Genomic DNA, 13,129 nt, shown 5'->3' with positions numbered 1-13,129 from the left:
GTTGTTTCATACCTTACAATTCTGGCATAATCCAAACGATTTGCTGAATACGAACAAAAAACGGTGTATTTTTCTCCTCAATAACAATGTGATCAGGCTTGACGTCTTTCAGCGTCCCTCTTACCGCACCGCGTACTGTATCTACAACCAAGCGTTTACCTACAACAGATTGTAATGTTTGCACAACGTACGGGTCTACCGACGAGACAACTTCTCCTTTTAACTGATAACCATTGCGAAAATCATGGTCCATATACATGACACATTCCTCCTCTGTCATTCATTCGATTCAGTGTATGAACAGAGATTAATACATGTGCCTATTTTTGCTTGTGTAAAATTCGTGACAAGCGAATGCGATTATAACGCTGAATAATGATAAGGGGCATATTCAAACATAGAGCATATATGACCATGGCCCACCCCACCACTATTTCGTTCCATAAAAAGAAAAGAAACGCAAACGGAATAGGCAGCCAATGCGCCAGTTCCGCCCGCTTTGTTTCCAATAGAAATACTCGCAAATGTTCCTCAGTCATATTCCGCAGGCTCTTTTTGTGAAAGCCTCCCTTAAACAGACCACTAGCATCCGGTGCCCACTGTTTCCAGCGCTTTACACCGAGCTTTTCATACAAACGACCGTTCTTCTCCCAACTTCGTTCGCGGTAAAGCCAATAATCCCGTTCAAAAGGTATTGTCCCAAGTTTTACACAGCTATATGAAATAAAAAGATGGATGAAAATCCAAACACTGATATCTGACAAAATGACCCAGTTCATCTCCATCATTCCTTTTTCGTTGAAATAGTTCGGCCTTTCCAGGACACATTTCGGTGTACAAACAGTTTTATACATGAGAGCGCGAATACAAGCAAAAACACCATGACGTGCAATGGATATGTCAAGGCGGTGATGATACCAAAATTGCCGATGCGTCGCAGCATCCAGTACACCTGCGCAACAAACAGCATATAAAATAAAAACACACTTTGTTCACCTAAATGCAAGCATGAGGTAACAATACCGTTCATCCATAACCCAATCCATAAAAGTAGCCACGGATTGGTACCGCTAGCTCCTTTTGCAAAACTTTTGCTCCAGCCCTCCACAAAGGTTTTAAAACCGTCTGGATACATCCGCATGGAAATAGCTCCTCTTCCGCTTACACAGGCCACTTTCCCTCCCGCCTGCAAGATACGCTGCGCTAGTGTCATATTTTCAAGCAGTTCACCTTTTCCAGCTAGATGTCCGCCAAATTTAAAGTAATCTCCTCGGTTACAAATGAGGCACTGTCCAAACGCACCAATCGCCTTTTGTTTGTTCCCAAACACATGAAAGGCACGCAAAGCACTAAATAACAACAGATGAAAAAAAGAAGAGAAAAATTCGTACGGTCGCACCATTCTATGGTAGGGGTGCACAGACAAAACGGTCGCTCGGCATTCATAATACGTTGCAATAAGATGACGTATTCCCTCGCTCTCTAACATTGTATCTGCATCTAAAAAGATAAGAATATCTCCTTGAGCCATTTTGGCGCCGTTCCAGCATCCCCATGCCTTACCTTGCCAGCCACTGGGAAGCTGCGGCAATGAAATGACATTCGCGCCCATGCGCTTTGCAATAACAGCAGTTTCATCTGTAGACCCGTCATCCATCACCAGTACCTCGACATGTGGATACATCTGATCCTGAAGTGACATCAGCAAACGCCCAATATTGCGCGCCTCATTACGTGCTGGGATAATAATCGTCACGTTCTTTACCTCTATCAAGCTTCTGCGCCGTACGCAATCCGGAATATATGCTAGCAGCATAACGCCGATAAAAACGGATACTGTCATTACCAAAAACATCCGCTTCTTCCCCTTTCCTGTTGGAAGTATAATTCTTTGTTTTTCTGTCAAAACAGTTGATATACATGCAGTGTAGTCTGATTTTGGTTTATTTATAAGGAGGATTTTAAAATGACGAAAAAAGTTGTGATCGTAGGCGGTGGTCTTGGAGGTCTTTCCACCGCAATGAAATTGGCGGGACAAGGATATAACGTAAACGTATTAGAAAAGAATGAACGTGCTGGTGGTAAATTGAACGTTCGAAGCGGGAAGGGTTTTACCTTTGATACCGGTCCCTCTATTTTAACTATGCCCTGGGTGCTCGAGCAGCTGTTTCAGAGCGTAAATCGCAACGTGCATGACTATATGAAAATTGTCCGTGTCGAGCCGCAATGGCGGACATTTTATAAAGATGGTACAACCATTGATTTCATTGGCGACTTACCAGCTATGCTGGAAGAATTGAAAAAAGTAGAGCCCAAAGATGCGGAGGCATTTTTTACCTATATGGATTATTGTAACCGGATGTACGAGCTTAGTACAAAAAGCTTCTATAAGCAAAGTCTAGATGGTCTATCCGAGCTACGTTCTTTACATACATTGAAAGAGTTAATGAGTATGGATCCAATGAAAAGTATGGATCATATCACGAAAAAGCATTTTAAAAATGAAAAAATTCAGCAGCTGTTCAACTTTTTAATTATGTATATCGGTTCTTCGCCCTATCATGCACCAGCTATTTTATCACAGCTTTCTTACGTACAGCTCGGCCTTGGCATTTATTACGTACAGGGTGGTATGTACAATATTGCAAAAGGTATGCTGAAGGCACTTAGCGAACTTGGGGTAGAGATTAAAACAAATGCGAAGGTGGAGCAGGTTTTAACAGAAGGAACGCGTGCAACTGGTGTTCGTCTTGCATCGGGTGAAGTAATAGCTGCCGACATCGTCGTTTCTAATTTAGAAGCAATTCCTGCTTATAACAGTATCTTGGATGAATACGGCATGTCTAAAAAGGCAGCAAAAGATTTGGAAAAATACGCACCGACTGTATCTGGACTCGTTCTACTTCTTGGCGTAGACAAAGAATACAAACAGCTTGCCCATCACAACTTTTTCTTTTCAGAAAATCCAGAGCGTGAGTTTCATCAAATCTTTAATGAAGGTGTGCCAGCGAACGATCCAACGATTTACATTGGCGTTTCCTCTAAGTCCGATCCATCTCAAGCGCCAGCCGGGAAAGAAAATCTGTTTATCTTAACCCATGTTCCACCGCTCAAGACTGGAGAAACATGGGCGACGCGTAAGGAAGAATATCGCGAGCTCGTTTTGACAAAACTTGAACGTATGGGAGTTTCTCTCAAGTCTCACATTGAATTTGAATATATCTTTACGCCAGATGATTTACGCGAGCTATACGGCGCAAACGGCGGTTCTATCTATGGTGTTGTCACCGATAGAAAATTAAACGGCGGCTTTAAAATTCCCAGCCGCAGCAAAGTAGTGGAAAACCTGTATTTTGTAGGGGGCTCCACGCATCCTGGTGGCGGCGTACCCATGGTGACACTATCCGGTCAGCTAACAGCGGACCTTGTCACTGAAGACCATGGTCATCACCAACGTTCGATTGGATAACAAAAAAACGCGGGGATACCCGCGTTTTTTATTTACCAATAAACTGTTGTGTCCAAATGTTTTTTTCTCCTACATACCCTACACCAATATGTGTAAAGGAATTGTTCAAGATGTTAGCGCGGTGACCCGGGCTGTTCATCCATGCTTTTACTACTTCTTCTGGTGTACGTTGTCCCATCGCGATATTTTCACCTGCCGCGCGATATGTGATGCCGTTTGCACGCATCATATCAAACGGAGAACCATATGTTGGGCTCGTATGACTAAAATAATTATTTTTTAGCATATCCTCTGATTTTAGTCTTGCTACTTTGCTTAAGTTTGTATCAATTTGCAGTACATTTAATCCAGCTTTTTGACGTTCCACGTTTGTAAGCTCCACTACTTTTAACTCATACGCGCTCAATTGACTTGTGCTTGTTGTTGGTTTCGTCGGTACTGTTGTCGATGGTTTTGTCGTTGTTACATAAGCACCATTTATATAAGCAACCTTGCCGTTGTATGCAATTTGCAACCATCCGTTTGTATACTTTTGTTTAATCGTCACAGCCGCTCCCTTTGGTAACTTTCCAATAATCGCCCCGTTAATAGAAGGCTGTGTGCGAACATTGAGTTCCGGTGCGGTCACAAATGCTTGCATTGTCAATGCTTGTACTGCTTGCGTTGTTGGCTGTATATATTGCGCATTCACATAAGCTGTTTTTCCTTGATACGAAATTTTCGCCCAGCCGTTTATCATACCATTTACGGTGATTGTTGTATGTTGTGGTAGTTTACCAAGAATTTGACCTTGTACAGAAGGCATAGTACGTACATTTAATGCTGAAGCAGTAACCTTTGCGGTTTGTCCTTGCACAATTGGTGTTTGTGCATAAGTAGCTGCTCCTCCTTGTGCAAGTAATAAGCCGGCTGTCGCCAAAGATATAGCTAGTGCTTTTTTCATGTTTGCCTTTCCCCCTAAGTGTGTGTGCTATATTTCGAGATTGATTATATCATAGAGAAATAGCAAACATAATAGAATGATAGACTTTGTTATTACCTTTTTACACACTTGTAATAAAAGTCGAAATTTATACTCTTTCGTAAAAATAAAAAGCCGGTTTATCCGGCTTTAATGTTTATAGATATAAAAACGTTCAAATTGTAACCACTGTACAGTTTGTGTGTCATTGTTTTTTAGCTTTGCCCTTATTTCTTCCATCATCGCCTCTGTTTGTGAACGATGTGCTGCCAGTGCAGCGAGTTTTTGATCAAACACATCACGTACATCGACCACAACATCTGGTTCACCCAGTATTTCAGTCCGGTTTTTGGTAATCGCTACTGCATGAATAACAGGACGCTCTCCTTCAGGCATACGTTCCACCGCATATACCACCGCACGACCAAAGGCGTTATGGTCTGGATGAACGCCGTGCTCCGGATAAAAGGTAATCACAAGAGATGGATTCACTTCACGAATGATTTCCTCAATGCGATCTGCAACAAACTCTACATCTTCAAACTCGAGCATCTTATCGTGGAAACCAAGCATACGCAAATCTTGAATTCCCATCACCGCACATGCATCCTGTAATTCTTTTTTTCGAATTTCAGGCATTGTCTCGCGATTTGCGAATACCTGCTTCCCCATATTGCGGCCCATTTGCCCTAATGTACCGCACGCGTATGTTACCGGTATACCAGCTTTCGTATACATTGAAATTGTTCCGCCCGCCGCGAAGGATTCATCATCTGGATGCGGAAATACGACCAATACATGACGCTCCATGTTTTTCCCTCCTTAAAACGGTGTTTTACTTAATTGAAGTGCTACTGCAAGCTGACCTTTATCATTATGACCGGCAAGCAATAAGCGGCCTTTTTCATCTTTTTCATAATGCGTAATACCTTCTGCATATACCCAGCCACCGTTCAGCTTTAAGCCGACTCGATACGGATCCGTACCTGCAATCGATCCGCGCTCAAACGTAATACGCACGTTTCGAATAAACGCACCAACTGTCATCATTTTATCGTTAAAATGGGACGCATAAGCGCCGTTTGTTGTTTCCAGATGCAAATACACCTCTTCGTTCACAAACGCTTGCATCGCATTATGAACTACTTCTTTATCGTAAATGCGCTTCACGTTTTTTCCTCCTTACTTTTCACATGAATAGACATGCTCTACTGTACTAGCTTTACATACTTCTAAGCAGAGTGCAATGTTTATGCTTACTTCTCTTATTTCAGTCTAAATTCCTTTATATACCTATAATACCTTAGCTATAACAATACTTACATGTATCTTTAGCACTCCATTTCTATTTTCCCCTTTATTTTGTTACAATAGAAAAAATTACTATTTAATCAAAGAAAAGAGTGAGAACATTGGAACATACAACTCACGCGGTAGAAAATTGGAAATACTATACCGCAATTGGCGTATTCCTCATTACATACAGCGTTATTGTTTCAGAAAAAATCAACCGCGCTGTCATTGCGCTTCTTGGTGGAAGCATCATGATGCTACTTGGAATTGTCAGCACACAAAAAGCTTTTCATGATCATATTCAATGGGAAACCATCACCTTATTAATTGGCATGATGATTCTCGTGAATATTACTAGCAAATCCGGCGTATTTGAATTTGTAGCCATTAAAGCGGCGAAATCTGCAAAAGGACAACCTATTTCTATTTTACTACTACTTTCACTCCTTACCGCCATTGGTTCGGCATTCTTAGACAATGTAACGACTGTACTTCTCATCGTTCCTGTGACCTTATCCGTAACGCGCATGTTACAAGTAAATCCTGTGCCCTATTTTATATCAGAAGTACTATTTGCTAATATCGGGGGAACAGCTACACTCATCGGCGACCCACCGAATATCATGATTGGTTCATCTAACAAACACTTAGATTTTAATGCCTTTCTCTTCAATTTAGCACCCATTGTCGTTGTCATTTCAATCGTCACGCTTAGTATATTGTACTTCTTATATCGAAATACGTTACGCACTACGCCTGAAGCAGTCGCAAAGCTAATGGCATTGAACGAAGCTGATTATATTCGCAATCGTCCATTACTGATTAAGTCTCTCTTTATACTCGGACTTACAATTATAGGATTTTTACTTCATAGTATCATTCATGCTGATGCCGCTGTAATCGCCATCACCGGGGCCACGGTGCTCATGCTAATTGCTATGAAAGAACATGAAATAGCAGACGTGTTTGCTCATATCGAATGGATTACAATTTTCTTTTTCGCTGGTCTTTTCGTATTGGTTGGCAGTTTAGTTGATATTGGCCTTATTAAAGAACTCTCTCAGCAAGTCCTATATATTACAAAAGGCGATATTGGCTTTGCTGCTCTTCTTATCCTTTGGGTATCAGGGATTGCATCTGCTACTATTGACAATATTCCGTTTGTCGCCACAATGATCCCTCTCATTCAAGATTTAGCAACGGGACTAGGTCTTTCCGCGGACTCCGCACAAATTGAAGTGCTGTGGTGGGCGCTTTCTTTAGGTGCTTGTTTGGGCGGAAACGGTACCTTAATTGGCGCATCCGCTAACGTTGTGGTAGCCGGCATCGCTAGCCGTGAAGGGCACGGCTTTAGTTATCTACACTTTTTAGCGATTGGTTTACCGCTTACCCTTCTTTCTCTACTGCTCTCGCATCTTTATATTTATATTCGTTATTTGATGTAGTGAAAAGAGATGGTCGTTTGACCATCTCTTTTCATCTCCAAAAAATACTGAGAAGTACAATCTCACCTAACTATAAGACCACCAATTTGTTCAATTACCGCGGCTTTCCACTGCACAGGCTTCTTTTCATGCCGCAGCTCTCATAGCTCTGCCTGCAGTGCATGAACGGTTGCTTCAAGCTTTCCTACATTCTCTAACAGCTCTCTACAACACCTCGCCTCGCTCATACTATCATCCCTTTTTTATGTATTCCTACATACTAGGATGAAATCCTTTCTATATCAATAAATTGAACAATGTTGGATTTTGGTTAATCTCCATATACTGTACACCTTGCTCCTGCATACGGCGAATGAGCGGCGCGTAGTTTTCCTTACATTTCAGTTCAATCCCAACCAGAGCCGGACCATTATCTTTGTTGCTTTTTTTGGTGTATTCAAAGCGAGTAATATCATCATCAGGCCCGAGCACACGATCTAAAAATTCACGAAGCGCACGCGGTCGCTGCGGAAAAGCGATAATGAAATAATGCTTGAGCCCTTCATGAATAAGGGAACGCTCCTTCATCTCCTGCATGCGTTCAATATCATTATTACCACCGCTGATGACACAAACCACTGTTTTACCGCGGATATACTCCCGATATGTTTCAAGTGCCGCAATTGACAATGCGCCAGCCGGCTCGGCAACAATCGCATTTTTGTTATACAACTCCAAAATACTCGTGCACACCTGTCCTTCTGGGACAACGACAATATCATCAAGTAATTGTTGGGCTATTTCAAAAGGCAATGCGCCAACACGCTTTACTGCTGCACCGTCCACAAAAGAACTGATTTGTGATAACGTTACCACACTTCCTTCTTCCAAGGCTGCTTTCATAGAAGCCGCCCCAAAGGGCTCTACCCCAATCAGCTTTGTGGCAGGACTTACACCTTTTATATATGTACCAAGACCAGAAATCAAGCCGCCGCCGCCAATACCAGCAAATACATAATCAACAGAACGATTGATATCTTGTAAAATTTCAACACCGATTGTACCCTGACCAGCAATCACATGTGGGTTATCAAACGGATGAATAAACGTCAAGCCGTTCTGCTCTCCATATGCAACAGCTTCGCTATAAGAGCTATCAAATGTATCTCCTCGCAGGATTACCTCAACAGAAGAACCGCCAAAAAAACGAACCTGTGATACTTTTTGATTTGGCGTTGTATTTGGCATAAAAATCTTGGCCGAAATGTTAAGCTTGCGGCACGTATACGCTACTCCCTGCGCATGATTGCCCGCACTTGCACATACAACGCCTCTGCTTCTTTCCTCTTCTGTAAGATGACTAATACAGTTGTAGGCACCACGAATTTTGAACGAGCGGACAACCTGTAAATCTTCGCGCTTTAAATACACATCGCATTCGTATCGTTCCGATAAAATCGGATCGCGCTGCAGTGGTGTATGGTTCACCACATCTTTCAATCTTTGTTGGGCAACCAGAATATCTTCAATTTTAACCCGCTCTTTCACATCTTTCATCGCTTTACCCGCCTTGTGTTTGAATTTATGTTGAATATTATACAATATTCAGAAAATAATTGAAATTGTTTTCTGCTTATTGTCTGAAAATTATTTCTGAGCGGGAATTTGTATAAAAGTAAGCGCCAAATACTCCGTTCGGACCGCTGCGCCCGGCACTGTAATTTCAATCCATACACCCACTCGGGGTGCGACGTGTGAGAAAAAATGGATACGGCCGTGTGATGTCAGATTTCTTACAAACAGCGATGGGGACAGCCATTTTCAACCTACGAAATCAGACTGAACGCTTGTTTCATACTTTAAAAGATAAAGGGTTAGAATTTCTCCGTATGTTCGGGTATAATCGGTATCATTTTCATGCTCAGCTTGTCTTGCTTATGCATAATATTGGATATTTATTGTAGTTTTGCGACACGCTCTTATAAGTAAGTAAAAAAGAGTCTTTTCCGTTACCAATGCAAAGACTCTTTTTTTATACATCGTTTTAGCTTGATGTGCTTGTAACTTTGAAAAACAATAAGCAAGTACCGTACCAAGAAACTTCGTAATAAAACTCTTTTATACCTTTACACCTTTTCCTAGCGCATCTACATCCACTTGATTCCCATCACAAACAAGCTCGCCAACACCCAAAATATGCCCGCTTCCAGGCCCCCATGTGTATGAACTAAAAATGTTATATATCAAACCACCGCCCAATGCCGATACAGATGCCCCTGCTTGGTGTGGGGCAAAAATCCGCTCATAAATAATAGCCACTTTTTTCAATCCCAAAGGCTTGCAGTGTCAAGCTGCCCGTTGGCGGTACCGTTGTCGTACTTGCTGTTACAATTTCAATGGCCAAGCCTCTACTTTTTATAAACCATTTGTTTGCCATATATGTACCTAGAACAGTCCAAAATAAGACAGAACTGAGCACGCTAATGACGCCTCAAATCAAAACGAGCTGTAACACTTTCGTCATAAAAAGTGTTAGTGCTAAACCATCGACTAAGGTTCTCATGGACAGAATCATCATTTTTCTCAAGCCCCAAATCTCAATCAGCGCTGCAAAAAAGGGTAACCATTAACACATTCTAGCTGTAATGAATACTTCCCAATGAAAAACACTTCCTTTCGTATATTTCAAAACAAATATCACAAACTATCGGTAAAAAAATGTTCGTGTAGGAGGAAACATGTCAAAACAACCGCTATGTTCAACCGAGATTGGTGCATTATGGATGACGTATCAAAAGAAAACTGTAATCTTACGTATGATTGAGTATTTCAGAGAAACGGCAGAAAGTACGCGTGCTAGAAAGTTGTTAGATAATATGTGGAAAGATTTATATCCGATGGTGGAAGAGTTAAAACATATTTTACAAAAAGAAGGTGCTGCCGTTCCCATTGGCTTTACGGAGCACGATGTTAATTTAAATGCGCCGCCGTTATATATCAATGGATTTGGTGTAATGTTCAGCCGCGTCCTGAAGGAAATCAGTATGGGTATGTACACCCTTCATGTGACGATGACTTATCGTGATGATATTATCAAGTACTATAGACGACTTACGCAAATTACTCATACCTATTATTATGAGTTTACAACGTATCTTTTGGAGGAAGGATTGCTGCCAAGGCCCACATTTATCAACTTGCCGCAGTCTTCAGCTTACATTACTGATAAAGCCTATTTAAAAGGCACAAACATACTTGGTCACAAACGCAAATTAAATACGATTGAATTTGGCTACTTATATCACTTAATTGAAACAAATATTACAGGTATGCAGCTCATTAGCGGCTTTGCCCAGTGTGCGGATGATAGTGATTTAAAACGTTACTTTTTAAAAGGCCAACAGCTTTCTAAAAAAATGATTGCGGAAGCAACGGCACTTCTTCAAGCCGAGGATATTCAAGTACCCGCAACACCAGGAGGTACAGTCACAAATTCCACTGTATCTCCTTTTTCAGAAAAATTAATGACCTACTGCGTATATTTGTTGAGTAATTTTGGACTAGGCGGGCAAAGCTTTGGTGCTGCCTTTAGTTTACGCAATGATTTAAATGCGACGATGAGCTTTTTAGCAAAGGATGTATTTGAATTTGCGCGTGATGGCATTCATATTATGATTGCGAATGGTTGGTTGGAAGAGCCGCCATCTATGGACATTCATCATTTGCGCTAAACATGCTCCGCCTTTTGCGGAGCTGTTTTTTGTGGTACATAGGTAGCAATAAGAACGCCAAGTAAGATGAGGACGCCTCCGCTGAAAAAGCTGATACTGATTGTTTCGTCTAATAAAAGCCAACCGAGTAAGCTCCCAACAAGCGGCTGTAAAAAGAAAAACAATGAACCAATTCCAGCATCCATGAGCTCCATGCCTTTGTTCCATAGAAAAAAGGCGGCGGCGGTGGAGGCAATCCCTAAATAGAAAATACCTGGCAGCATCGACATCGTAAATGTGATGTTTGTTGTGATGTACTCGGCTACCATCATGGGTGTGGTAAAGAGCCACGCAAAGAAAATAGCATATGTAGTAATGGTGAGGGATGACAAGGTTACGGAAGCGAGCTTGACATATACAGACAATAAAGCCCATGTCACTGCGGCACCTACTAAGAGAATCATGCCCGTTATACTCGCTGCAGTTCCGCCGTTCCACCCGACAACAACGATTACACCAAACGTCGCCATGATAGTCGACACTACTTTGCGAATGGTGAGTGCTTCCTTTAAAATTATGCGTGCAAATACAACAACAAACGCCGGCGTGGCAGAGGTGAGTAGTGCACCGGTGTGCGCATCGGACAATTTTGTACCGACAAATTGCAGGGCAATTGAAACGAAGTAACCGATAAAGCCAATCCACGCGAGTAAGAGCCAACTCCTTTTGTCGATTCTTTCTACCTTGTCCTTCGCGCTCCGCATTACAATAAATAAACAAAGAAACGCAACCAAATAGCGTAGCCACATTAAAGTAAACGGCGGCACGGTATGTAGCATATGTTTACTCACCACATACGTCCCGCCCCACAAAGCTGCGGCAAGTGACAAACAAACCGCACCTAATAATTTTGTATTCATTATGTTACCCTCCACAAAAAACAGAATATTCAATTTATAATTATAGCATGTTTTGCACCAAAAGGATACGGAATTCACCGCCAGTAAGATGCTACCTGCTTATTTTACTTCGTATTCCCGCCAAAGAGGTCGGGACATAACTGAGTTATGTAACTCTAAAGCCGACAGAATAGAGAATAACGAACACTCATAAAGGAAAAATCCGAACTAGATCGAATTCTATGTAGAGAATTCCGACTAATAGTTCGGATTTTTCTTTGGCTGAAAACCTTTTGTCCCAGCCTCTTTTCACAGCATGTCCGTCCAGATTTTAATGGCAGTAGCCGCAATCAATATGGCCAGTATAACTTGCAGTACTTTTGTGTTCATCTTCTTGCCTGCCATCGCACCAAGCGGCGAAGCAAGTAAACTTGCGACAATCATAATAAGTGCAGGACCGTAATCGATTTGACCGGTTGTGATTTTACCGACAGTGGCACCAATTGATGAGATAAAGGTAATCGCTAAAGATGAAGCGATGGTCATGCGCGTTGGTATTTTCAGCACAACAAGCATAATCGGTACTAATAAAAATGCGCCAGCTGCGCCGACAATGCCCGAACCGACACCGACGATAAAGGCTAGTATCACCGCAATCCATTTATTAAAGGTAACTTGATCGAATGGCATATCATCAACATTTTTTTTCGGCACAAACATCATAATAGCGGCAATAAGAGCCAATATACCATAGGTTACATTAATACCGCTCTCAGGCAGCATTCTAGAGCCATATCCGCCAACAAAGCTACCGATTAAAATGCTTGCTCCCATATAACCGATTAGCGTTTTGTTCAAGTAACCTCCTGTTCGGTACGCCCACACACCGCCGAGTGTGGCGAAGAAGACTTGAATTGCACTGATACCCGATACTTCGTGTGCACTAAATGCCGCAATTCCAAATAGCGGCGGAATATATAAAAGCATCGGATATTTAATAATCGAGCCGCCAATGCCGAGCATACCAGAAATATAAGAACCGATAAATCCGATTAAAAAGATAACAATGATAAATGTAACATCCATGTAATACCCCTCCCTGTAACAAAAGGGAACCTCATATCGGTTCCCTTTTCAATTAGCCCTTTTGTATCCAAAATTTAAAGATACCGTTCTCTTCTGTATGTTGGAGTAATGTGTGTCCGCCAGATTTCGCCCAGGCAGTTAGATCATTTTTTGCCCCTTTATCTGTCGCATGTATCTCTAGCACTTCCCCTGTTTGCAGTTCGTTTATAGCTTTCTTTGTTCGAACAATGGGCATAGGGCATGCTAAACCTTTTGCATCTAATACTTGTTTTACTTCCATGTTTCTT

General features: G+C 41.8%; 16 protein-coding genes and 1 pseudogene. 4 read left to right on the top strand and 13 right to left on the bottom strand.

The window, feature by feature from the left end:
• Window positions 1-13: 13 nt before the first annotated feature.
• From EEJ45_RS02150 to EEJ45_RS02140, 3 genes are all read right to left on the bottom strand, one after another.
• Window positions 14-259 carry a YuzF family protein gene (locus EEJ45_RS02150; protein ID WP_380018032.1) on the bottom strand — a complete coding sequence of 82 codons (246 nt, stop codon included), beginning with the start codon at window positions 257-259 and terminating at the stop codon, window positions 14-16.
• Window positions 260-320: 61 nt separating this feature from the next.
• On the bottom strand, window positions 321-779 hold the full coding sequence (locus tag EEJ45_RS02145) for a glycosyl-4,4'-diaponeurosporenoate acyltransferase CrtO family protein (protein WP_245999807.1): 459 nt from the start codon (window positions 777-779) through the stop codon (window positions 321-323).
• A 5-nt stretch (window positions 780-784) separates the two neighbouring features.
• Complete coding sequence (locus tag EEJ45_RS02140; protein WP_124563123.1) at window positions 785-1,855, bottom strand: glycosyltransferase family 2 protein; 1,071 nt, start codon at window positions 1,853-1,855, stop codon at window positions 785-787.
• A 111-nt stretch (window positions 1,856-1,966) separates the two neighbouring features.
• Here EEJ45_RS02140 and EEJ45_RS02135 point away from each other — a divergent pair, with 111 nt between their 5' ends.
• Entirely contained in the window at window positions 1,967-3,469 is a 1,503-nt protein-coding gene (locus tag EEJ45_RS02135) for a phytoene desaturase family protein (RefSeq protein ID WP_124563122.1), read from the top strand.
• 28 nt (window positions 3,470-3,497) lie between these two features.
• Here the strand turns inward: EEJ45_RS02135 and EEJ45_RS19000 are convergent, their stop codons facing one another.
• The 4 genes and pseudogenes from EEJ45_RS19000 to EEJ45_RS02120 form a co-directional block, all read right to left on the bottom strand.
• Window positions 3,498-4,109 (bottom strand): CAP domain-containing protein, encoded by a 612-nt coding sequence (locus EEJ45_RS19000; RefSeq protein ID WP_380018064.1) that lies wholly within the window; start codon window positions 4,107-4,109, stop codon window positions 3,498-3,500.
• Between the two features lie 42 nt (window positions 4,110-4,151).
• Window positions 4,152-4,412: pseudogene (locus tag EEJ45_RS18995) on the bottom strand (SH3 domain-containing protein); the annotation flags it as partial.
• Window positions 4,413-4,580: 168 nt separating this feature from the next.
• The gene (bshB2, locus tag EEJ45_RS02125; protein ID WP_124563120.1) at window positions 4,581-5,240 is read right to left on the bottom strand and encodes a bacillithiol biosynthesis deacetylase BshB2; all 660 of its coding nucleotides are present in this window, start codon (window positions 5,238-5,240) and stop codon (window positions 4,581-4,583) included.
• Between the two features lie 12 nt (window positions 5,241-5,252).
• Complete coding sequence (locus EEJ45_RS02120; protein ID WP_124563119.1) at window positions 5,253-5,600, bottom strand: YojF family protein; 348 nt, start codon at window positions 5,598-5,600, stop codon at window positions 5,253-5,255.
• A gap of 242 nt (window positions 5,601-5,842) precedes the next feature.
• Here EEJ45_RS02120 and EEJ45_RS02115 point away from each other — a divergent pair, with 242 nt between their 5' ends.
• Window positions 5,843-7,168, top strand: a complete 1,326-nt coding sequence (locus EEJ45_RS02115) for an ArsB/NhaD family transporter (protein ID WP_124563118.1) — start codon at window positions 5,843-5,845, stop codon at window positions 7,166-7,168.
• 276 nt (window positions 7,169-7,444) lie between these two features.
• On the opposite strand, the gene ilvA is transcribed toward EEJ45_RS02115, so the two are convergent.
• Complete coding sequence (ilvA, locus tag EEJ45_RS02110) at window positions 7,445-8,704, bottom strand: threonine ammonia-lyase IlvA (protein ID WP_124563117.1); 1,260 nt, start codon at window positions 8,702-8,704, stop codon at window positions 7,445-7,447.
• Window positions 8,705-8,901: 197 nt separating this feature from the next.
• Here ilvA and EEJ45_RS02105 point away from each other — a divergent pair, with 197 nt between their 5' ends.
• Window positions 8,902-9,111: a hypothetical protein gene (locus EEJ45_RS02105; protein ID WP_124563116.1), complete on the top strand. Its 210-nt coding sequence runs from the start codon at window positions 8,902-8,904 to the stop codon at window positions 9,109-9,111.
• A 154-nt stretch (window positions 9,112-9,265) separates the two neighbouring features.
• On the opposite strand, the gene EEJ45_RS02100 is transcribed toward EEJ45_RS02105, so the two are convergent.
• Together EEJ45_RS02100 and EEJ45_RS18280 are read right to left on the bottom strand one after the other, a co-directional pair.
• The gene (locus EEJ45_RS02100; RefSeq protein ID WP_124563115.1) at window positions 9,266-9,466 is read right to left on the bottom strand and encodes a hypothetical protein; all 201 of its coding nucleotides are present in this window, start codon (window positions 9,464-9,466) and stop codon (window positions 9,266-9,268) included.
• Window positions 9,450-9,626: a hypothetical protein gene (locus EEJ45_RS18280; RefSeq protein WP_164464173.1), complete on the bottom strand. Its 177-nt coding sequence runs from the start codon at window positions 9,624-9,626 to the stop codon at window positions 9,450-9,452. Before EEJ45_RS18280 ends, EEJ45_RS02100 begins: the two co-directional genes overlap by 17 nt.
• Window positions 9,627-9,885: 259 nt before the next feature.
• Between EEJ45_RS18280 and EEJ45_RS02095 the strand changes: the two genes are divergently transcribed.
• Window positions 9,886-10,878: a DUF3231 family protein gene (locus EEJ45_RS02095; protein WP_124563114.1), complete on the top strand. Its 993-nt coding sequence runs from the start codon at window positions 9,886-9,888 to the stop codon at window positions 10,876-10,878.
• Here the strand turns inward: EEJ45_RS02095 and EEJ45_RS02090 are convergent.
• From EEJ45_RS02090 to EEJ45_RS02080, 3 genes are all read right to left on the bottom strand, one after another.
• Window positions 10,875-11,777 (bottom strand): DMT family transporter, encoded by a 903-nt coding sequence (locus EEJ45_RS02090; RefSeq protein WP_124563113.1) that lies wholly within the window; start codon window positions 11,775-11,777, stop codon window positions 10,875-10,877. The genes EEJ45_RS02095 and EEJ45_RS02090 overlap by 4 nt on opposite strands.
• A 288-nt stretch (window positions 11,778-12,065) precedes the next feature.
• Window positions 12,066-12,842, bottom strand: a complete 777-nt coding sequence (locus EEJ45_RS02085; protein WP_124563112.1) for a sulfite exporter TauE/SafE family protein — start codon at window positions 12,840-12,842, stop codon at window positions 12,066-12,068.
• 52 nt (window positions 12,843-12,894) lie between these two features.
• On the bottom strand, window positions 12,895-13,122 hold the full coding sequence (locus tag EEJ45_RS02080; RefSeq protein ID WP_124563111.1) for a sulfurtransferase TusA family protein: 228 nt from the start codon (window positions 13,120-13,122) through the stop codon (window positions 12,895-12,897).
• Between the last annotated feature and the right edge of the window lie 7 nt (window positions 13,123-13,129).

The sequence above is a fragment of the Ectobacillus antri genome, assembly GCF_003852715.1.
In the GTDB taxonomy this organism is placed as follows: Bacteria; Bacillota; Bacilli; order Bacillales; family Bacillaceae_G; genus Ectobacillus; species Ectobacillus antri.
Note: the sequence above shows the minus strand (reverse complement) of the source record. Positions and strands in the feature narration are given on the sequence as shown.